This is a genomic window from Flavobacterium kingsejongi, from assembly GCF_003076475.1.
GTDB lineage: Bacteria > Bacteroidota > Bacteroidia > Flavobacteriales > Flavobacteriaceae > Flavobacterium > Flavobacterium kingsejongi.
Genome location: NZ_CP020919.1, coordinates 2,388,574 through 2,409,606, shown reverse-complemented (window position 1 = coordinate 2,409,606; position 21,033 = coordinate 2,388,574). Strand labels below are relative to the sequence as shown.

Below are 21,033 nucleotides of genomic sequence, written 5' to 3'. Positions count from 1 at the left end.
TAAGTATCTTTGAAGAAATAATTTTCATTATGACAAACAACGATATATTCAAAAAACTACGTGTGGCGCTTATGCTTCGTGACGATCAGATAGTTGAAATCCTGCAATTGGTAGATTTTCGTATTGCGAAAACGGAACTGGGTGCATTTTTCAGAAATGAAGACCATCCCAATTACATGGAATGTGGTGACCAGGTATTGCGTAATTTCTTAAATGGACTTGTCATTCACCTGCGTGGCACAAAAGAGGACCCAAAAAACCCAATGGATGTTATCGCAAAACATAAAGCTGAAATACCGGTAAAAACAACCGCTTCCTATACCAAGGACCCGGGAGCTAAACCACCTGTAAAGGCCCAGCCAAAAAAAGCAGCTTCAAATCCAAAATCGAGAGAAAAAAAACCAGCTCCTAAAGTGCAGGTTGTGGAGAAAGTAAAATTCAACAACGGAAAGAAAAAGAGCTAAATTTAGCCCATCATCCATTTGATATTCATTTTATTCAGTATGCGTATGAAAAAAATCCTGATCCCTGCAGTTGCTCTATTGACATTTGGCATTTCCCATGGCCAGCAGTTACGATTCGGTGCTAAAGCCGGAGTAAACGTCGCTACCATAACCGGCGATTTACAAGGCAATAAAGCATTGACCGGTTTCCATATTGGGGCAATTGCCGAAATCAAGATTAACGAGAAATTTGCCGTCCAACCGGAAATGTTGTATTCCAGTCAGGGCTCCAAGTCGCGCTATACTGAAGGCAATAGCATCTCTTACCTGAGTATTGACTATACCCACACGTTGTCCTACCTGAACATCCCAATCATAGCAAAATACTATGTGGTACCAAAGTTAAGCTTAGAAGCGGGTCCACAGGTCGGTTTTCTATTGAGTGCGAAAGAAAAAAACGAGACTACTCTTGCGTTAGCGGATGGTTCATTTCAGTATGAATCAGACAAATACGATATTAAAGAAGGACTAAAATCCATTGACTTTGGCTTTAATATTGGTGCTGGTTATGATTTTACTCCTACGATCTTTGCACAATTGCGCTATAATTTTGGGCTTTCCAATATCAGCGACAATAACACAACACTTCGAAATAGCGTACTACAAGCCAGCATAGGCTATAAGTTTTAATTCGAAATCCCCTTCATAAAAAAACCTGTTCTTTCAGAACAGGTTTTTTTATGACTCTTTATTTACAGTTACAAATGCCTGTAAAACAAAAAATCCCAAACTTTCGCTTGGGATCTTTTTATACAAATGGGTATTAGAAATAATTTGAACACTATAACTAATACGTTTTTATTACTTGCTTAAGGCAGCCTGAACCTGGTCAGCTGCTTCCTGAAATTGTACTGCAGATAAAATCGGCATACCAGAATTATCAATTAATTCTTTAGCAATTTCAGCATTTGTTCCCTGCAAACGAACAATGATTGGCACTTTAATAGCGTCACCCATGTTTTTGTATGCATCAACAACACCTTGTGCTACACGGTCACAACGAACGATACCACCAAAAATGTTGATTAGGATTGCTTTTACATTAGGATCTTTCAGGATAATTCTGAAAGCCAGTTCCACACGTTTAGCATCTGCAGTTCCACCAACGTCTAAGAAGTTAGCTGGTTCAAAACCTGCATATTTAATTAAATCCATGGTAGCCATTGCAAGACCTGCACCATTTACCATACATCCTACAGTTCCGTCAAGATCCACATAGTTCAAACCAGCAGCTTTCGCTTCTACTTCGATTGGGTTCTCCTCACGGATATCACGCATTTCTGCATATTTTGGTTGTCTGTATAATGCATTGTCATCAATATTCACTTTTGCATCAACAGCAATAATTTTGTTATCTGAAGTTTTTAAAACCGGGTTGATTTCAAACATAGAAGCATCAGATCCAATGTAAGCATTGTATAACGCCCCTACAAACTGAACCATTTCTTTGAAAGCTGTTCCTGACAATCCTAAATTGAAAGCAATTCTTCTTGCCTGGAAAGCCTGTAATCCTACAGCAGGATCAATTTCTTCAGTAAAGATTAAATGTGGTGTATGCTCAGCAACTTCCTCGATATCCATTCCACCTTCAGTAGAATACATAATCATGTTACGGCCTTTACCTCTATTTAACAATACTGACATATAAAATTCAGAAGTTTCTGTTTCACCTGGATAATAAACATCCTCAGCTACTAAAACTTTGTGTACTTTTTTACCTTCCGCAGATGTCTGAGGTGTAATCAATTGCATCCCAATAATTTGTTCTGCCAATTCCTCTACTTGCTGAAGATTTTTTGCAAGCTTAACGCCTCCGCCTTTTCCACGACCACCGGCGTGAACCTGCGCTTTTATAACATGCCATCCTGTTCCGGTTTCAGCAGTTAATTGTTTTGCTGCAGCAACCGCTTCCTGTGGATTGTTAGCAACATAACCACGTTGCACTTTCACACCATAGCTGGCTAATATTTCTTTCCCTTGGTATTCGTGTATATCCATAATGAAATTTTTGACTTTTTAAAGTGCCACAAAAATAACAAACATGATTCAAAGTGCCTAATCTTTTTTCAATAAAGAATAACCATGCCGCACTCCTGTCCTTTCCTTTTCGACCGACTCCTTATACTACAACAAAAAAATAATGTTAGCCTAACCGCTTTATTGAATTATCCCGTAACTTTAGCGTAGCCACACATCGAGAACACTTATAATCCATTTTAGTAATCAAACATTTACCGAGCATAATGTTTGAATGAAAACAAAATGTTTCAATTTGTTATATATAGTTGGTTAAATTGTTTATTCAATTTTCTCCTCTTATTTTTGTACTAAAGAAAAAAATTATGCAGACAAAAGACTTACTACAGCTTGCGGAAGAATTTGGCAGTCCGCTCTATGTATATGATGCCGAAAAAATACAGTCCCAATATAACCGCCTGACTACCGCTTTTTCCAAAGTGGACAGCCTCAGGATTAATTATGCTGTAAAGGCGCTTTCCAATATTTCAATTTTAAAACTCCTGAAACAAATGGGTGCCGGACTGGATACCGTATCCATACAGGAAGTACAATTGGGGATCCATGCCGGATTTTCACCGGAAAAAATCATCTATACGCCAAATGGAGTTTCACTGGAAGAAATCGAAGAAGTGGCACAAATAGGCGTACAAATCAATATTGACAACCTTTCGATACTGGAACAATTCGGTACCAAATATCCGAATATTCCCGTTTGCATCCGAATTAATCCCCATGTAATGGCAGGTGGAAATACCAACATTTCCGTAGGCCATATCGATAGCAAATTTGGAATATCCATCCACCAGATGCCGCATTTGCTGCGTATCATCGAAAACACCAACATGCACATTAACGGGATCCACATGCATACCGGATCGGATATCCTGGATGTGGAAGTATTCCTGTATGCGGCAGAAATTCTTTTTGAAGCTGCTAAACACTTTATGACACTTGATTTTATCGATTTTGGCAGTGGTTTCAAAGTACCTTACAGTAAAGGTGATATTGAAACGGATGTAGAAGAATTTGGAAAAAAACTAACGAAACGCTTCAATGCTTTTTGCAAAGAATACGGCCGTGATTTAACGCTGGCTTTTGAACCGGGAAAATTCCTGGTAAGTGAAGCTGGTTACTTTTTGGCCAAAGTAAATGTGGTGAAACAAACTACTTCTACTGTATTTGCAGGAGTAGACAGTGGCTTCAATCATTTGATACGCCCTATGCTGTACGGCTCACAACATCATATAGAGAATATCTCCAACCCAAAAGGAAAAGAGCGTTTTTATTCTGTAGTGGGTTATATTTGCGAGACCGATACTTTCGCGAATAACCGACGCATCAACGAAATAAAAGAAGGTGATATTTTATGTTTTAGAAATGCAGGCGCTTACTGCTTTTCTATGGCTTCCAATTACAATTCCCGATACAAACCTGCAGAAGTATTATGGTTTGAAGGAAAAGGACACCTCATCCGCGAACGGGAAACATTTGAAGACCTCATCAAAAATCAAGTGGTATTTGAGTTTGAGCCACAAACGGCTTAAACGGCACAATCCGGACAGGTACCGGAAACCATACATTGCACTTCTTCAACTTTAAAAGCCACAGGTAATTCAAACTGTGGCTTTGCGTTTTCTATACACAGCACTTTTCCACATTTGAGGCAATTAAAATGTACATGATTATGGTTATGGCTTAAAGCACTATCACATTTCTGGCATAATGCATATTGCACAATCCCTTCCATTCCGGTTACTTTATGAATCTTTCCTTCATCGACCAATCGATCTAAAGCCCTATAAATGGTCACACGATCACAGGAATCTCCAAAAATTTTCTGAAAATCTTTATGAGCCAGTGCTTCTTTACGGGTGGTTAATATTTCAATAATCTGTGTTTTGGTCACAGAACTTCGCTCCCTTTTAATTTTCTTTTCCATGTGAAGTAAAAATAATATATATTTGCAACAATGTTGCGTTTAATAAATTTAGCACGATTACGTATGAAAAAAACTTCCACGGCTTCTTTTGATATTTTGGGAATATCCAGTGCCACCCTCTGCCTCATTCATTGCCTTGCATTTCCACTATTAACCCTCATTCCTTTAGGGGTGAGCCACAATCCGTGGATTGATTTAGCCTTCGCGGCCATAGGTGTTTTTGCTGTTGCAAAAATAACAAAAAAAAGCCACGTTATGGCGGTTAAAGTAATCTTATGGAGCTCGATAACCCTAATCCTCGCGAGCGTCATCGCCGACCTCCTAATCCACCATCATAGCAACCTGATGTATGTGGGTGCTACCGGACTAATAATAGGTCACTTTATCAATTTCCGTGCCCACAAACATTAATTTTAATTTTGAACAGCCTTATTAATTAAAGTGCTAATCAACCATAAATTTTATTTTATACCGATTCTATAGCCGACAGGGAGCTTAGGAGCATTATAACATAAAACGATTCCATCTTTTTTGTAACAAAGGACATAAAATAATAAAAACGTAACACTTGACCGTCAATAGTTATTTATCTTTGCATGTTTAAAAATTACAATACATACAATGGATAGAAGAAAATTTTTCAGAAACGGCTCCCTGTTTACCTTAGGAACCACTTTAATCAATCCTTTCCAGTTAGCAGCAAATGATGTAGGTTCAGACCTTTTTGAAAGCAGCAAGAAAGCCAAAAATATTATCTTCATGGTAAGTGATGGTATGAGTACCGGAACCCTGAATATGGCTGATCTTTTCCTAAACCGCAAAACCGGTAAAGGTTCCAACTGGTTACAGTTATATAAAGACAATAAAATAAAGAGAGCGTTAATGGATACTGCATCTGCCAGTTCTATCGTGACCGATTCGTCTGCTGCCAGTTCCTCCTGGGGCGGCGGTGTCAGGGTAAACAACGGATCTTTAAACGTTGGCCCTAATGGTGAAGAATATCTTCCAATCTGGCAGAAGTTCAAAAAAGCCGGAAAGATGGCAGGATGCGTTACTACAGTAGCCATTACCCACGCTACACCAGCTGGTTTTTGCATCAATAGTAAAAAAAGAAGTGCACAGGATGATATCGCAGAGATGTACCTTGACCTTGGTTTTGATGTGATGATGGGCGGTGGTAATAATAATTTTGATCCAGCAGTTCGAAAAGATAAAAAAGACGTGTATGCTGGTTTTTATGCTAAAGGCTACCAAATTGCAAAAACACGTCAGGAAATGCTTTCACTCCGAAACGACAAACCTATCCTGGGTGTATTTGATGAAGATGCCGTTCCCTATAATATTGACCGTATCAATACGCCGGAATTAAAATCCAAAATCCCTACCCTGGCAGAGATGGCTCAAAAAGCAATCGACAGGATGAAAGACCATAAAAAGGGTTTTGTGCTTCAAATTGAATCCGGAAAAGTAGACTGGGCAGCACACGGAAACGATATCGGTGGCTTAATCTACGACCAGATTGCACTCGATGAAGCGATTAAAGTGGCTATGGATTTTGCCGAAAAAGACGGAAATACTCTGCTGATCATTACAACCGATCACGGTAATGCAAATCCTGGTGTAATATATGGTAAAGATGCCAATACTAACTTTGATAGCATCCAGAAATACTCCCACACTAATGAAGTTATCTTAAACAGCTTTAATAATAGTACTACAGTTGCTCAGATCCGCGAGAAATTTGAGGCTACGAATGGCACTGCAGTAACAGAAGAAGAAGCTAAAATACTATTATCCTATTACAACGGACTGCACAAACAGGAGGACGGCCTTTACAATTATAAGAAACTCCCTTTCAAAGCTCTGGCTGAAATCCAACAGAAGTACAATTCTGTAGGCTGGATCAGTATGGATCACTCTGCCGATTATGTAGAGCTGGCAATGTACGGTCCCGGAAGCGATTTGCTGAAACCTTTTGTAAAAAATACAGACCTTCATTACCTCATGCTGGAAGCAGCAGAAGTGGAAAATAAATTCTAACTACCGAACGGAGTTTTACGACTCTTTCTGTACTATCTAAAATGCGATACCTAACATTATCGCATTTTTTTATTTTAACAAATTCCAAAAAATAATATATTTGGATATAATTTCACCCTTAACTCCTTGCTTACTATGTTCCAGGAAAAGCTACTATTGATCATATCGCTACTGTTTGCTGTTTCCATGTTGGTTATGCTGGGGGAAAAATTAAAAATCTCCTATCCTATTTTCCTGGTACTGGGCGGATTAATCATCAGCCTTATTCCGGGAATTCCGGTACTTCAACTTGAACCCGAACTGATCTTTACCATATTTCTGCCCCCGATATTATATGAAGCTGCCTGGTACACTTCCTGGCATCAATTCTGGAAATGGAAACGCCCGATCTCCATGCTCGCATTTGGGTTGGTATTTTTCACCTCCGGTATCGTTGCTTTTGTATCGAATGCTTTAATTCCGGGATTCACGTTGGCTTTAGGTTTTCTGTTGGGCGGAATTATTTCGCCACCAGATGCTGTAGCAGCTACTTCAGTACTGAAAGGAGTCAAGTTACCGAAGCGTATTATTACCATATTGGAAGGAGAAAGCCTGATCAATGATGCGTCGAGTTTAATTGTATTTCGTTTTGCCCTTGCTGCTGTAGTAACCGGACAATTTGTATTCCAGGAGGCCATAGCCGATTTTTTTATTGTGGGCTTTATGGGTATTGTCGTAGGATTGGCAATAGCGCATGTTTTTTATGTGATTCATCGTTTTTTACCTACTACGGCCAATATTGATACCGCACTTACCCTAATGGCACCCTATATTATGTATATCGCTGCGGAGCATTTTGAATTTTCCGGAGTCATGGCTGTGGTATCCGGCGGATTATTCCTTTCCTATCGTTCCCATGAAATTTTAAACCACACCTCAAGGCTTCAAACCTATAATGTGTGGGCGACAATCATTTTTATCCTCAATGGGATTATTTTTATTCTCATCGGACTGGAATTACCAGTGATTGTGGAAGGATTGCAGGGTTATACGTTGGAAGAAGGCATCAAATACGGCCTTATCATCAGTGCAATTACCATTGCCATCCGGTTTATCTGGGTCTATCCTATTGCATTTATCCCGCGGCTACTGAGTCGCAAAATCAGGGAAACAGAACCGAGCCCGGGATGGCAGGGCCCGTTTGTCATCAGCTGGGCGGGTATGCGTGGTGTGGTCTCCTTAGCTTCGGCACTGGCCATTCCCCTGACGCTAACCAATGGGGAATCTTTTCCACAACGTAACATTATCCTCCTGATTACTTTTGTTGTTATTCTCGTGACACTGGTCGTACAGGGACTTACCTTACCATTGGTCATCAGGCTGATCAAAATCAAAGAAACCGATGACCTCATACCGATTGAAGAACAAGATACGGCGGTACGATTACGATTGATGCGCGCTTCCCTGACCTATATCAACCGCTACCTTGCAAAAGATGTTGCTGAAAATGAATTGGTAGAAAATCTCAAAAAAAGAATTGAAAACGGAATCAAACTTTCTTCCGAACGGCTCGAATCATTAGAAACAACTGAAAACCAACACCATCAAATCCTCCGCTTCCGCGAAATAGAGCTTGAAATCCTACAGGCGCAACGGAAAGAGCTGATCGAAATCAAAAAACACCGGATTTTTGAGCATGAAGTAATCCAGAAACAAGAGAGCCGCCTGGACCTTGACGAATCAAAATTTAGTCCTAAAAATTAATATTATGGAAAAGAATAGCTGATATTCTGCTATCTTTATCTGGAAATTTATACCTGACAACTATGGAAATTAATAGAGTATTTGAAAATAATAAGAAGTGGATTGCTGAAAAACTCAGTATCAGTCCCGAATATTTCTCTGATTTATCCAAAGGCCAGGATCCTGATATTCTCTATATCGGATGCTCTGATAGCCGTGTAACAGCAGAAGAACTTATGGGCGTGGAACCTGGTGAAGTATTTGTACACCGTAATATTGCCAATATGGTCATTAGTATTGACCTTAATATGATGTCTGTACTGAACTATGCAATCAATTACCTGCACGTAAACCATGTGGTGGTCTGTGGCCATTATTTCTGTGGCGGTGTTAAAGCGGCCATGCTGGCAGAAGACCTGGGTATTTTAAATCCATGGCTTCGAAACATCAGGGATGTGTACCGGATCCATAAAAAGGAACTGAATAGCATCGAGGACGAAACAGAAAAATACAACCGCCTGACGGAACTCAATGTACGGGAACAATGCATCAACCTGATTAAAACTTCGGATGTGCAAAAAGCCAATAAAGAAAGAGGGCTTCAGGTACACGGATGGGTATTTGACATCCATTCCGGCAAGCTGATCGATTTGAAAATCGACTACGACCACGTCGTTAAAGATATTATTGACATTTACGACCTGGGTAATTAACTCTACCAGCATACCAAAAAAAATCCTCTGCAACGCTTTTATACGTGTGTAGAAGATTTTTTGTTTAGTTTAAAAATTAGAAGGAAGCCACTTCCTGTTTTGCCAAGGCAAATTCATTCATCATATCGTCAATAATTTGCCGGGCAGATTTAATTTCGTGGATCAGTCCCGATATCTGGCCTATTTCCAGTTCGCCTTCGATGAGGTCCCCTTCAAACATTCCCCTTTTAGCTCTCGCTCTTCCCAATAGTAATTTGAGATCATCAGGTGTTGGATTTTTAGTATACAAGTCGGCCAAATCATTATAGAACTTATTCTTTAACATACGTACCGGAGCGAGTTCTTTCAACGTGAGTTGTGTATCGCCTTCTTTGGCTTCCACAATCATCTGTTTGAAATCAGGATGCAGCGAAGCTTCGGAAGAAGCTGCAAAACGGCTCCCTACCTGTACGCCATCCGCCCCGAGGACCATCGCTGCCATCATGCCCCTTCCGGTAGCAATACCTCCGGCCGCAATCAGTGGAATCTGTATTTGTTCCCGTACCATAGGAATCAGTGTAAGTGTAGTACTCTCTTCCCTTCCATTATGGCCTCCGGCTTCAAAACCTTCAGCAACAACTGCATCTACCCCAGCATCCTGTGCTTTTAGGGCAAATTTGGTACTGCTGACCACATGGACTACCGTAATCCCTTTCTCTTTTAAAAATGCTGTCCACGTTTTAGGATTTCCGGCAGAAGTAAATACAATCTTTACCTCTTCTTCTACAATAATATCCATGATTTCCTCAATATTAGGGTACAGCATCGGAACGTTTACGCCAAACGGCTTATCGGTAGCTGCTTTGCATTTTTGGATATGGGTGCGTAAAACACCTGGATACATCGATCCCGCACCTATTAAACCTAATCCACCTGCATTACTCACTGCACTGGCCAGTTTGTATCCGCTGGTCCAGATCATTCCTCCCTGTATGATTGGGAATTCTATTTTAAAAAGTTCTTTTATGCTATTCATGGTATGCTATCTCTTGACTTAATTATTTTTTACTAATTTTCCCGGTACGGGTACCATTTGCTGCGGCAAGGCTATAAAAATAAATCCCGGTATTCAAATTCCCAACTTCTATGGAAGGATGTTCGGCATTTATTTCTTTTTGGGCTATCATCTGTCCAAAACTGTTGTATAAAGTCAATGTGGCTTTATCCGTAGTAACCGGCAATTTAAAATACAAAATTGCATCTACCGGATTGGGATAGGCTACAAAAGGCTCCAGAACTGAATCCGCTACGGCCAGCGTTGTGCTCAATGCCTGGGCAAAATCGGGAATCCCATACCCATATTGGTCATTGGGAGCCGTAAAACGATCTGAAGACTGCCGGATAATCTGGACAATCTCAACATTTGTTTTTGTGGGTAAGGCCTGCCACAAACTCGCGACCATACCTGCAATGATCGGTCCTGAAAAAGAAGTGCCGTTATTGGTTGCAATCGTGCCGGTAGTACCCGACACTACAGCAGCCTGCCCCTGGGCCATAACATCCGGTTTTATCCTTCCGTCGGCGGTGGGCCCGACAGAACTAAAAGCGGCATAATTTTCTGTAGCTGTTACAGCACCTACAGTCAGCACATTGAAAGCATCTGCCGGAGTCGCAATATAATGCCAGGCGGTACTCCCATCGTTACCCGCGGAAACGACTACAATCATACCACGTGAAAAAGCGATATCAGCACCACGGGCGATAAAAGAAGTAGTACCATTCATATCGGCATAGGTATAGCTGTAGGCCGGATTATCATAATTATTATATCCCAAAGAAGTATTGATTACATCCACACCCAGGCTATCGGCCATTTCCGCGGCTTCTACCCATAAAGATTCTTCCAATGGATTTTCACTTGCCGCATTCTCGGTGATAAAAAGATAATAAGAAGCATCCGGTGCCGTACCGACCAGGCTGTTTTCTTTATACCCTCCCATAGTAGACAATACCATTGTACCGTGTGAATTACCAGTATACATATTTTCATTGCGGTTTACAAAATCATACCCGCCTAAAATCTGATTATTATTCAGTAGCCTTTGAAAAGGCTGTGCCGTATTCACCCCGGGAAAGCCGGCATCCAATACGGCAATAATTTTTCCACTTCCCGTATAGCCCTGTTGGTGCAGCAATTGGCCATTCAACATCTGGATTTGGTTCGAAGATGTTCCATAATTAAAATTTGCCGCTGTTTCCTGGTTTTTATTAGCCATGGTAACCGAAGATTGTATCGTATTTTTTCCTGCAACATTCAGGGCTTTATTGGCAAAATCAATCCGTGTTACAAAGTCCAAAGTCAGTAAGGCATTGATATCGTTTTGTGCTCCACGGATGTGAAGCGCATTAAGCCATTTGGATTTTGCCATAACCGTTATTCCAGATGCAGCAGCAATTGCAGCACTGTAAGGTTCGTATACCGGCAGATCTTTACTATCCAACGGAATATTTTGATTTGCTCTTCTGTCTAATGCTCTTTGACTTAGCATTTGTAGTGGATTATCGAGGTACTGCTGTGCATTGGGTTTGGCTGTAAAATACACCCAGGCATCCTGTTGTGCCAATCCTGCAAATGAGGATAATACCAACCATACTAACATTATTTTTTTCATTCCTTCGTTTTTGCAAAAATTTGAATAAACTACCGCTATCACTGATATTTTGAAAATCTTTAAGAAGCCTGTAGTTTTAGCCATTTATGCTATTATTTACTGTATAAATGAAACTGCCACATCTTACTATTACGTGTTAATCACAATATAGGTTGGTCAAAGCTACAAAATTCTTTTTTCAATCCTCTATACACCCGGCAAACTACGCTACTGAAAAGCATCCTAAAAACTGAATATAACCGCAAAAACTGCTAAATTTGCTGAATCATACACAACTGCTGTATCAAACAAAAATAACCCCATGATTTATATTTTTCTAAGCATTCTCTGTAGTGTTTCCGTTGGTGTTTTATTAAAAATAGCCAAAAAATATACTATAGATATTGTACAGGTCATCACCTGCAACTACGTCATTGCCTTGTTGCTTTCCTATATCAGCTTTCGCCCTGACCTGTCAGTCGTAACGTCAGAGGCTCCTTGGGCATGGTATATCGCACTCGGAATATTATTACCCTCTGTATTTTTATTTTTGGCCGCTTCGATACGCCACATGGGAATTGTAAAAACGGATATTGCCCAAAGGCTTTCACTTTTTATCCCCATACTGGCCTCTTACTTCATTTTCCATGAAACCATCGCCGAGCTTAAGCTTACCGGATTAGCCATTGGTTTCCTGGCTGTATTTTTTACTCTGTACAAAAGCACTACTACCGGAACAACTTCCCAAAAGTGGTTATATACCGCTGTAGTACTTTTAGGATTTGGTACTATTGATATCCTCTTCAAACAGATTGCGGCTTATACTCCCATTGCGTATACTACATCTTTATTCGTTGTATTTGTATGTGCCCTGGTAATGGCACTACTTTTTACCCTTTATGAATTCGTAGCACAAAAAAGCACTTTCAACAAGAAAAATATTGCTGTAGGAGTACTATTAGGCGCTTTAAATTTTGGAAACATTCTGTTTTACCTGAAGGCTCATAAAGCTTTTTCCAGTAATCCTTCCACTGTCTTTGCGTCTATGAATTTAGGTGTAGTCGTATTGGGGAGCCTGATTGGTATCTTTGCTTTCCATGAAAAAATGAACCGGATCAATTATGCCGGAATCCTTATGGCAATTGCAGCCATTATCCTGATTACACTATCCCAGTTGAATTACAGCTATGCCGATTTAACAGCTTACATCGCTACTTTATTTTAAACGACATGAAAAAGATTACGACCTACTCCATAGAGCACCATCAGAAAGTATTCAATTTATCCAGTAATAAAAAGGATTTTTTCTTTGTGGAATTAGGTAAGAACAGTCTTTTCAATTCTGAACCGAGGCGTTCTGAAACCTATTCGATTAGTTTTTTAAAAGAAGGAGAGGTCATCTCGCAAGCAGGATTAACCACACAAACTATAAAAGCGCCTGCAATGATTGCGTTGGGGCCAACAGTCGTCCGTACGGTTCGGGAAACGGAAAACCAACCCCGGATGGAAATTATCTTTTTCACAGATGATTACCTGCTGGCCAACCGTTCAAACGTTTTCTACCTGATGGAATTTGATTTTTTCGATAATGAGGAACAACATACGTTTAGCCTAAATCCGGAACAGGCTCGAAAAATAGAGCGTATTTATGACATGATGAAAGACACGCTTCGGGAACACCATTACCATGAGCAGGAAATCATTCGGAGCTGTATCTATATCCTCATCCATGAACTCAATTCGTTCCACAAACTCCAGGAATCACCGGAAAGCCATTTTAACGAAAAGATGTCTCCCATCCTCGTTAACTTTAAAAAATTACTGAACAAAGAATACCAAAAACAACGGTCGGTCAACTTCTATGCGGACAAACTAAATATAACCGCCAAGCACCTCTCAGAGATCTTAAAAAAGCAATCCGGAAAAACGGCCGGTGAATGGATTAATGAAGTTATCATATTGGAAGCCAAAGTACTACTTCAAAACAAAACACTCTCCGTTGCGGAAGTCAGCGAATTTCTCAATTTTTCGGATCAGTCCGTTTTCGGCAAATTCTTTAAAACACATACCGGACTGACCCCATTGCAGTACAGAAAAACGACGATATAGCAATATCGACGAAAACTGCCGTGTTTCCGACTTTTTTTTAACAAGAAAGCGAAGGAACTTTGCAGTGTTAAAATTAATGTATGAACCCTACAGGCGTAATAGTCCAAAATACTTTTTCCGGAAATCAAAAAAAGGCGCTAAAGCGACTTTTTTTACCGATTATCCGAGCAAACAAATTACATACAACTATTTTTCGGCCTAAAATCGAAAAACAAAAATCGCTTCAATGCGAGTAGCGTTGTATTTTATACGTCCATTACTTTTACTTTATCACACCCACAATTCTATTTTTCATACCCATCGCTAAAAAACAGCGAAGAATTGCTGATTTCCTAAAACGACGAAAAATTAATTTTCTATCCATTTTATAATTCATACTAACTGTGAAGCATTTTTTATTTAATTATCTGAGCTTGTTGTCTGCCTGTTTTTGCTTGCTGGGAAATACTGTAATAGCACAGGAGAAAAGCCCCACAACATATGTACTGAGTATTGAAGAGGCCTTGCAGCTTGCAAAAGCCAACAATGACCATATTAACAGTGCCAAACTGAATACTGAGGTTTCCGAGTCGGAATTAAAAGAGGTAAAAAGCCACGCACTTCCCCACGTTATGGCACAGGCCACTGGAAAAAGGCTTACCAATGCCACTTTGTATGAACACGGGCTTTCGGGTTCGGAATCTTTACCGCCTCCACCGAGTAGCTATCAGGCTACTATGGGACTGGAAGCTTCTTTCAACCTGTATTCCGGTGGAAAACATGAAGCGGCTATCGAGGAATCGGAAATCCGTAGCCGCCTGGCAGCGATCAACCTGCAACAGCAAACCGGTAGCATTTCGCTGCAGGTGCTGCAACATTATCTGGAAATGATTCGCTTATCACGTCTTGACAGCCTTTACAAAGACCAGATAAACCGGGAGAACTTACGCCTCAAAAACATTAATGCCTTATACAAAAATGGTAAAGTAACCCGAAGCGATGTATTACGGGCAGAGATCAACCTATCCAACCAGCAATTTGCCAAAACAGAAAATGAAAGTACCATCCTGATTTTCAACAATCGCCTGAACGTGCTGTTGCACCTGCCGGAAAAAAGCCATATTATCCTGAGTGATACTGCTGTTGTAAATACCATCCCGGATGCATCCAACATTATCAATGCTTCGGCAAGCGATTCTTATACCTTACAGGCAGCACATGAAAACACGGAATTACAGCAAAGCCGCATTAAAAGTGCCAAAAGCAATTATTATCCGTCCATAGAACTCATTTCTGCTTATGGTTATAATTATCCGAATTATTTGATCTATCCGTATGTTGATCAGGTATATGCTATCGGTTTTGTAGGAGTTAAAGTGCAATATTCCCTATCCTCACTCTACCAGAACAACCATAAGGTGAATGCTGAAAAAAAACGGCTGGAAGAAACACGTATTAATGAAAATGCTGCCCACGATAATGCAAAACTCGAATTATCATCGCTACAGATTAAAGTGGAAGACATGCGGGAGAAAATTGGAATCGCACAGAAAAACATTGAACAGTCACAGGTAAATTATAAAATTGTAAGTACCAAATATTTTAACCAACTGGCTTTACTAACCGACCTTCTTGAGGCAGACAATCTTTACCTCCAATCGAAATACAGGCTTATTGAAGCACAAATTTCAATGCTGAATTACTATTACCAGATTCTTTACACAACCGGAAAACTTTAAAAAATACCAATGAAGACTAAATCAGGCAAAAAATTTAATTACTTATTCAATGGCGTTGTCCTACTTGTAATGGCCATTACCCTCATTTTTTTTCTACGCTACCTGATCCATTCCCGAAATTATGAGGAAACCAATGATGCTCAGGTGGAAGCTTATATCAATCCTATTTCGGCCCGTGTTGGCGGATACATTCAAAAGATCAATTTTGAGGAGCATCAGTATGTAAAAAAAGGCGATACGTTAGTGATCATCGACAATCGGGAATATACCGCTAAAGTTATGGAAGCCGAAGCAGCCCTTGAAGATGTAAAGGCACGGCTGGTCGTACTCGATGCCACCATACAAACGGCACAAACCGGAACTGCGGTGAACAGGGATATGATTGCTTCCGCAAAAGCTAAACTCGTCGAGAAACAGCAGGACCTGAAACGCTATAAAAATTTATTGCAGGAAGAGGCGGCAACCTTACAGGAATTTGAACAAACGCAGGCAAAATATGATGTTGCCACAAGTGAGTTCAATGCCACCCGAAACAACCTGAAAACCACCCACTCCAAAATTGAAGAGCTGGAATCCAATCACGGACTATTGAAAGCAGAGATCAAGCAAAAAGAAGCCTTGTTGGATTATGCCAAAATCAATCTGGAATATACTGTGATTACCGCTCCATATTCCGGAAGGCTGGGGAGGAAAACGATACAGGAAGGGCAACAGATACAGGCGGGACAAAGCTTGGTTCCCATTATCAATGAAAACCAAAAATGGGTAACCGCCAATTTCAAGGAAACCCAAATCCAGGATATGCATGTAGGCCAATCGGTTGAGATTAAAGTGGATGGTTATGACAATACGGTATACCAAGGCACAATTGAAGCGATTGCCGGATCTACGGGATCTAAATTCTCCCTGCTCCCTGCCGATAACTCCACGGGAAACTTTGTCAAAATTACTCAACGTATCCCCGTAAAAATAAAATTTTCAGAAAAAGACATAGAACAAATAAAAGCCGGGATGAATGTAATTGTTTCGGTAAAAAAGAACTAAATGGACAAGAATATCTATTTTAAAGAATGGATCCACAACTGGAACTGGGGAATGCGAACTGCATTGTTCCTGATCCTCCTGTTTTCTATTGTCCAATTTTCCCTGTTCTCCCTGACCCAAAATTATGTAATTTCCTATTTTGGCGCACAGCCGGAAGATATTACTTTTTCGATTCAGGTTACTTACATTTCACTGCTATTCTCGCTTCCGTTACAGGTACGTTTCCTGAATTATTTCAACACCCAAAAATACCTGATTACTGTATTATTGGTGGGAATATTCCTGAATTTGCTCCTGATGAAAACCAATGATATCCAAATGTTTATCCTCTTACGATTTTTCCAGGGTATCATTATCAGCCTGATTGCAGGAGGAATGCTGACCTTAATTTTCTCCAGGCTGCATAACGAAAAGAAACAGGCAGTCGGTTATTCTGTTTTTTATGGAACGCTATTGGGAAGCAGCGTGGCAGCGGGTGCACCTACTGCCTGGATTATCGATAATATGGACTGGAGGATGATTTATTACATCGTAATCCTCTTTCAGATCCTTTCGATTATTATTGTATTGCTTATTTTCAGGCCGGAACGTACCCATAAAAAATACCCATTATATCAAATTGACTGGAAAGCGTATATTATCATGGGAGCCGGAATGTTGGCCGTAGCCTATTGCATGGTGTATGGCCCAAAACACTATTGGTTTGAAGATCCTACAATTGTTTACACGAGTTTTGCTGCTATTTTCCTGATTGCATTATTTGTTTTACGCCAGCTAAAAAGTAAAAGGCCCATTATCCATTTTAGCATTTTCAGGTCCGGAAATTTTATCATCGGGCTGATTTTACTCGCCCTTTTTTACGGGCTAAAAGACACGATCAATTTAGTCTACAACTATGTGAGTGTTATGGCACAATGGTCAAATTACCAATACATCCAACTCGCTTTTTTTAATATTCTGGGGATGGCAATTACGATGTACATAGCTTCCCAACTGGTCATGAAAAAACGATTCCCACTGCACTTTTTCCTGGTTACGGGTTTTGCGCTTATGCTGGGATTTAATTATTGGATGTATTGCATCATGAGCAGTGATTTGGCATTTACCGATTTAATCATTCCTATCTTCCTGCAGGGAGCAGCATCAGGTATGTTATTTGTCCCCATCGCGACTTTTATATTGGCTTCTGTTCCGGTGACTACAGGAATATCAGGCAGCCTTGTAGCGGGAAATGTGCGTTTTTTCACCACACTGAATTCTTTTGCAGGATATTATACCCTCCAGCTTTTTTACAACCAGCACTACAAAGAGCAGTTCCTCGCCTACTTGACGCCTTATGATACGGTTTATAACGAACGTAATGCCGCTTTGGTCCAATCGTATATTGGAAAAGGATTCAACCTGACAGAAGCAACTGCGCTTGCCCGGGCTTCGATCATGCAATCGGTAAAAACCCAAAGCCAATTGCTGACCAACCAAAGTATTTTTTTATTGGTCTCTGTGTTGCTTTTGGGCATCATTTTAATCACCCTGATTGCATTCCTTTTCAAAAAGAGAATGCCTAAATCCAAAAATAAGGCTGTTTTAGCTACAGAAACACACACAATAACTACCTACAAAACAACACTTTAAAAAATAATTTTAAAATTTAAAATAAATAATTTGGTAAAACCATTTATTATGCTCTAAATTTGCACTCAAGTTCTTTAAAAGATTATTCTTATCCAGAAAGACCGAGGGAATTGACCCGATGACGTCTTGGCAACCTGTTCACATGTGAATAAGGTGCCACATTCAACCCTTGCTTTGGCAGGGATAGATAAGCTTAGAAAATAGTACATAATACTTCAACATATTATATGCTCTTCTGACTTATCGGGAGAGCATTTTTTATTTCCGCTCTTTCGATATCTGGTTTCGAATGTTTTTTATTGATTAAAAAATATAAAAACATTTTTAAAACATTTCAAAATGAGCGAACAAACACAAATCCTGAACAGCATTCCCGTAGATCCATTAACCGGTTCCATTTCTGTACCAATTTACCAAACTTCCACTTTCGTACAGGAAGCGCCAGGTGTCCACAAAGGATACGATTATGCCCGAAGCAATAACCCGACCCGAAAAGTACTGGAAGATATTATTGCAAAACTTGAAAACGGTACAAACGGCTATGCTTTTGCCAGTGGACTTGCTGCAATCGATGCTGTAGTCAAACTATTGAAATCCGGCGATGATATTATTGCTGTAGATGATATTTATGGCGGCGCATTTCGGTTATTCACCCATGTCTATGAAAAATTTGGCATTAGTATCAACTATGTCGATTCGACAAATGCTGCTAATATTGCAAATGCAGTAACAGACAAGACAGCACTGATCTGGATTGAATCCCCGACCAATCCTACCCTTAAAATATCGGATATCCGTGCAATCGCCAAAACGGCCAAAGCACATAACATCCTACTGTGTGTGGATAATACTTTTGCTTCCCCGGTATCCCAAAAACCAATTGACCTTGGGGCTGATATTGTAGTGCACAGTGCCACAAAATACATTTCCGGACATAGCGATATTATTGCGGGATTGGTTGTTACTGCTACTGAAGAATTGGGAGCCAAGATTAAATTTATCCAAAATGCTTCCGGCGCGATACTCGGGCCTTTCGACAGCTGGTTGGCCATACGTGGTATCGAAACCCTTTCGTTACGCATTCGTCAACATGCCGAAAATGCACAACAGATAGCGGAATACCTGATCGAAGAAAAGCTAATCAAAAATGTGTATTATCCAGGGTTGCCAAGCCACCACAATCATGAGATTGCCAAATCACAACAAAAATATTTTGGCGGCGTGATTGCTTTTGATCTTGTGATTGATGACAAAGCACTAGCTTCCAAAATCGTCTCTTCTACAAAACTGTTCAAACTGGCAGAAAGCCTTGGAGGCGTAAAAAGCCTTTGTTGCCTGCCGTGTGAAATGACCCATAAATCCATTCCGGCTGAAAAACGCTATCAATCCGGAGTAACCGATAGCCTGATTCGCCTTTCTGTAGGACTCGAAGATGCAGAGGACCTGATTGCCGACCTGAAACAGGCTTTTGCCAGTGCAGTACATGAAAACATCACCGAAACCGCCAACGTACTCTAATAATCCTCGAAGCTCTATTCGTTACTTTCAGGCAGTGTCTTTTTGTTTTGCCTACCGGGGTGACCCCACTTTGTTCGCCATCGCAAAAAGCACGCTGCTTCTCTTTCTGCAAGCCCACTATTTCCAAAAAAAAGTGTGCCTGCATTCCAAAAAATAAAATCTCTTTTAAGAAATACAATGTCAAGAAAAAAATTAAATATAGGATTATTCGGTTTCGGCTGTGTCGGCTTTGGTTTATATGAAGTCCTCCAGAAAACACCAGGCTTAAAGGCCAACATCAAAAATATTTGTGTAAAGGATAAAAATAAAGCGCGTGAAATCAGTTCAGACCATTTTACCTTCGATAAAAATGACATCTTTAATGATCCGGAAATCAATGTTATTGTAGAACTCATTGATGATGCCGATGCTGCTTTTGAAATTGTTTCCACCGCTTTAAAAAGTGGAAAGGCAGTAGTTTCCGCCAACAAAAAAATGATCGCGGAGCATTTTACAGAATTGCTCGAACTGCAACGTAAATATAATGTACCGCTATTGTACGAAGCTGCCTGTTGCGCCAGTATGCCCATCATCCGGAATCTGGAAGAATACTATGACAATGACCTGCTGGAATCTATTGAAGGTATAGTAAACGGCTCGACCAATTACATCCTGACCAAAACATTCAAGGATAATATCTCCTATGACGAAGCCCTGGCTGAAGCCCAACAAAAAGGTTTCGCAGAAAGCAATCCCATATTGGATACCGGAGGATTTGATGCCAAATACAAATTGCTGATCTTACTCGCCCACTCGTTTGGTTTTATTGCTCAACCCGATGAACTTTTCAATATTGGTATCAATAATATAGGTGATCTGGAATTAAAATACGCACGGGAGAAAGGGCTTAAGATTAAACTGGTTGCCCAGGCATTTAAAACAAAAGAAGGTGCTATTTCGGCTTTTGTACTTCCGAAATTTGTAGATGCAGAGAATCGGCTGTTTCATGTTGATGATGTTTTTAATGGTGTGATCACGAAAACGAGTTTTGCCGATACCCAGTTTTTCGTGGGTAAAGGTGCCGGAGCCCATCCGACCGCTTCTGCAGTACTGTCCGATATCTCCGCATTGAGTTACGACTATCAGTATGAATACAAAAAAATACAGCAACAGGAAGATTTGGTCTTTACGAATGACATTAACCTTAAAGTATTTTTACGCCACCAGAATGAAGATGCAGTCACCCTGAAAAAATATTTCCAGGACATTGATGAATCCTACAATAATAATGAAATCGGCTACACGACAGGAACGATTTCACTACAGCACTTAAAGGAGATATATGCCAATGAAAATCTAAAAAAATCATTTATTTTATTGGAAGTCGCGAATTAAGAGTATCCCTAAAAACAACAACCCGGCAAGTCGTTACCTGCCGGGTTGTTTTGTATATACTATTCTGAATTT

Annotated in this window: 18 protein-coding genes and 1 riboswitch; of the genes, 14 read left to right on the top strand and 4 right to left on the bottom strand. The window is 40.2% G+C overall.

What is annotated here, in order from left to right:
- Positions 1-29: 29 nt before the first annotated feature.
- On the top strand, positions 30-464 hold the full coding sequence (locus tag FK004_RS10590; RefSeq protein ID WP_108737228.1) for a DUF1456 family protein: 435 nt from the start codon (positions 30-32) through the stop codon (positions 462-464).
- A 45-nt stretch (positions 465-509) separates the two neighbouring features.
- Positions 510-1,133, top strand: coding sequence for a porin family protein (locus FK004_RS10585; RefSeq protein ID WP_108738819.1), 624 nt, complete (start codon positions 510-512; stop codon positions 1,131-1,133).
- 171 nt (positions 1,134-1,304) lie between these two features.
- Here FK004_RS10585 and sucC read toward each other — a convergent pair whose 3' ends face one another.
- Positions 1,305-2,501 carry an ADP-forming succinate--CoA ligase subunit beta gene (gene sucC / locus FK004_RS10580; protein WP_108737227.1) on the bottom strand — a complete coding sequence of 399 codons (1,197 nt, stop codon included), beginning with the start codon at positions 2,499-2,501 and terminating at the stop codon, positions 1,305-1,307.
- A gap of 344 nt (positions 2,502-2,845) precedes the next feature.
- Here sucC and lysA point away from each other — a divergent pair, with 344 nt between their 5' ends.
- The gene (gene lysA / locus FK004_RS10575) at positions 2,846-4,066 is read left to right on the top strand and encodes a diaminopimelate decarboxylase (RefSeq protein WP_108737226.1); all 1,221 of its coding nucleotides are present in this window, start codon (positions 2,846-2,848) and stop codon (positions 4,064-4,066) included.
- Here lysA and FK004_RS10570 read toward each other — a convergent pair.
- Complete coding sequence (locus FK004_RS10570) at positions 4,063-4,461, bottom strand: Fur family transcriptional regulator (RefSeq protein WP_108737225.1); 399 nt, start codon at positions 4,459-4,461, stop codon at positions 4,063-4,065. The genes lysA and FK004_RS10570 overlap by 4 nt on opposite strands.
- 63 nt (positions 4,462-4,524) lie before the next feature.
- Between FK004_RS10570 and FK004_RS10565 the strand changes: the two genes are divergently transcribed.
- From FK004_RS10565 to FK004_RS10550, 4 genes are all read left to right on the top strand, one after another.
- Positions 4,525-4,872: a MerC domain-containing protein gene (locus FK004_RS10565; protein ID WP_108737224.1), complete on the top strand. Its 348-nt coding sequence runs from the start codon at positions 4,525-4,527 to the stop codon at positions 4,870-4,872.
- Positions 4,873-5,082: 210 nt separating this feature from the next.
- Positions 5,083-6,501: an alkaline phosphatase gene (locus FK004_RS10560; RefSeq protein WP_108737223.1), complete on the top strand. Its 1,419-nt coding sequence runs from the start codon at positions 5,083-5,085 to the stop codon at positions 6,499-6,501.
- 135 nt (positions 6,502-6,636) lie between these two features.
- The gene (locus FK004_RS10555) at positions 6,637-8,244 is read left to right on the top strand and encodes a Na+/H+ antiporter (protein ID WP_108737222.1); all 1,608 of its coding nucleotides are present in this window, start codon (positions 6,637-6,639) and stop codon (positions 8,242-8,244) included.
- Between the two features lie 62 nt (positions 8,245-8,306).
- A complete protein-coding gene (locus tag FK004_RS10550) occupies positions 8,307-8,936 on the top strand; it encodes a carbonic anhydrase (RefSeq protein WP_108737221.1) in 630 nt (209 codons plus the stop codon).
- A gap of 76 nt (positions 8,937-9,012) precedes the next feature.
- Here the strand turns inward: FK004_RS10550 and FK004_RS10545 are convergent, their stop codons facing one another.
- Both FK004_RS10545 and FK004_RS10540 read right to left on the bottom strand, forming a co-directional pair.
- Entirely contained in the window at positions 9,013-9,951 is a 939-nt protein-coding gene (locus FK004_RS10545) for an NAD(P)H-dependent flavin oxidoreductase (RefSeq protein WP_108737220.1), read from the bottom strand.
- Positions 9,952-9,973: 22 nt separating this feature from the next.
- Complete coding sequence (locus FK004_RS10540) at positions 9,974-11,587, bottom strand: S8 family serine peptidase (RefSeq protein ID WP_108738818.1); 1,614 nt, start codon at positions 11,585-11,587, stop codon at positions 9,974-9,976.
- 301 nt (positions 11,588-11,888) lie between these two features.
- Between FK004_RS10540 and FK004_RS10535 the strand changes: the two genes are divergently transcribed.
- The 7 genes from FK004_RS10535 to FK004_RS10505 all read left to right on the top strand — a co-directional run bounded on the left by FK004_RS10535 (position 11,889) and on the right by FK004_RS10505 (position 20,961).
- Positions 11,889-12,791, top strand: a complete 903-nt coding sequence (locus FK004_RS10535; RefSeq protein ID WP_108737219.1) for a DMT family transporter — start codon at positions 11,889-11,891, stop codon at positions 12,789-12,791.
- A 5-nt stretch (positions 12,792-12,796) separates the two neighbouring features.
- Positions 12,797-13,675 carry a helix-turn-helix domain-containing protein gene (locus FK004_RS10530; RefSeq protein ID WP_108737218.1) on the top strand — a complete coding sequence of 293 codons (879 nt, stop codon included), beginning with the start codon at positions 12,797-12,799 and terminating at the stop codon, positions 13,673-13,675.
- A 383-nt stretch (positions 13,676-14,058) separates the two neighbouring features.
- Positions 14,059-15,393, top strand: a complete 1,335-nt coding sequence (locus FK004_RS10525; protein WP_108737217.1) for a TolC family protein — start codon at positions 14,059-14,061, stop codon at positions 15,391-15,393.
- 9 nt (positions 15,394-15,402) lie between these two features.
- A complete protein-coding gene (locus FK004_RS10520; RefSeq protein ID WP_108737216.1) occupies positions 15,403-16,437 on the top strand; it encodes an HlyD family secretion protein in 1,035 nt (344 codons plus the stop codon).
- Positions 16,438-18,069: an MFS transporter gene (locus FK004_RS10515; RefSeq protein ID WP_108737215.1), complete on the top strand. Its 1,632-nt coding sequence runs from the start codon at positions 16,438-16,440 to the stop codon at positions 18,067-18,069.
- A gap of 85 nt (positions 18,070-18,154) precedes the next feature.
- Positions 18,155-18,263, top strand: a riboswitch (SAM riboswitch).
- A gap of 145 nt (positions 18,264-18,408) precedes the next feature.
- Positions 18,409-19,587, top strand: a complete 1,179-nt coding sequence (locus FK004_RS10510; RefSeq protein ID WP_108737214.1) for a trans-sulfuration enzyme family protein — start codon at positions 18,409-18,411, stop codon at positions 19,585-19,587.
- A 177-nt stretch (positions 19,588-19,764) separates the two neighbouring features.
- Entirely contained in the window at positions 19,765-20,961 is a 1,197-nt protein-coding gene (locus tag FK004_RS10505; RefSeq protein WP_108737213.1) for a homoserine dehydrogenase, read from the top strand.
- Positions 20,962-21,033 lie beyond the last annotated feature (72 nt).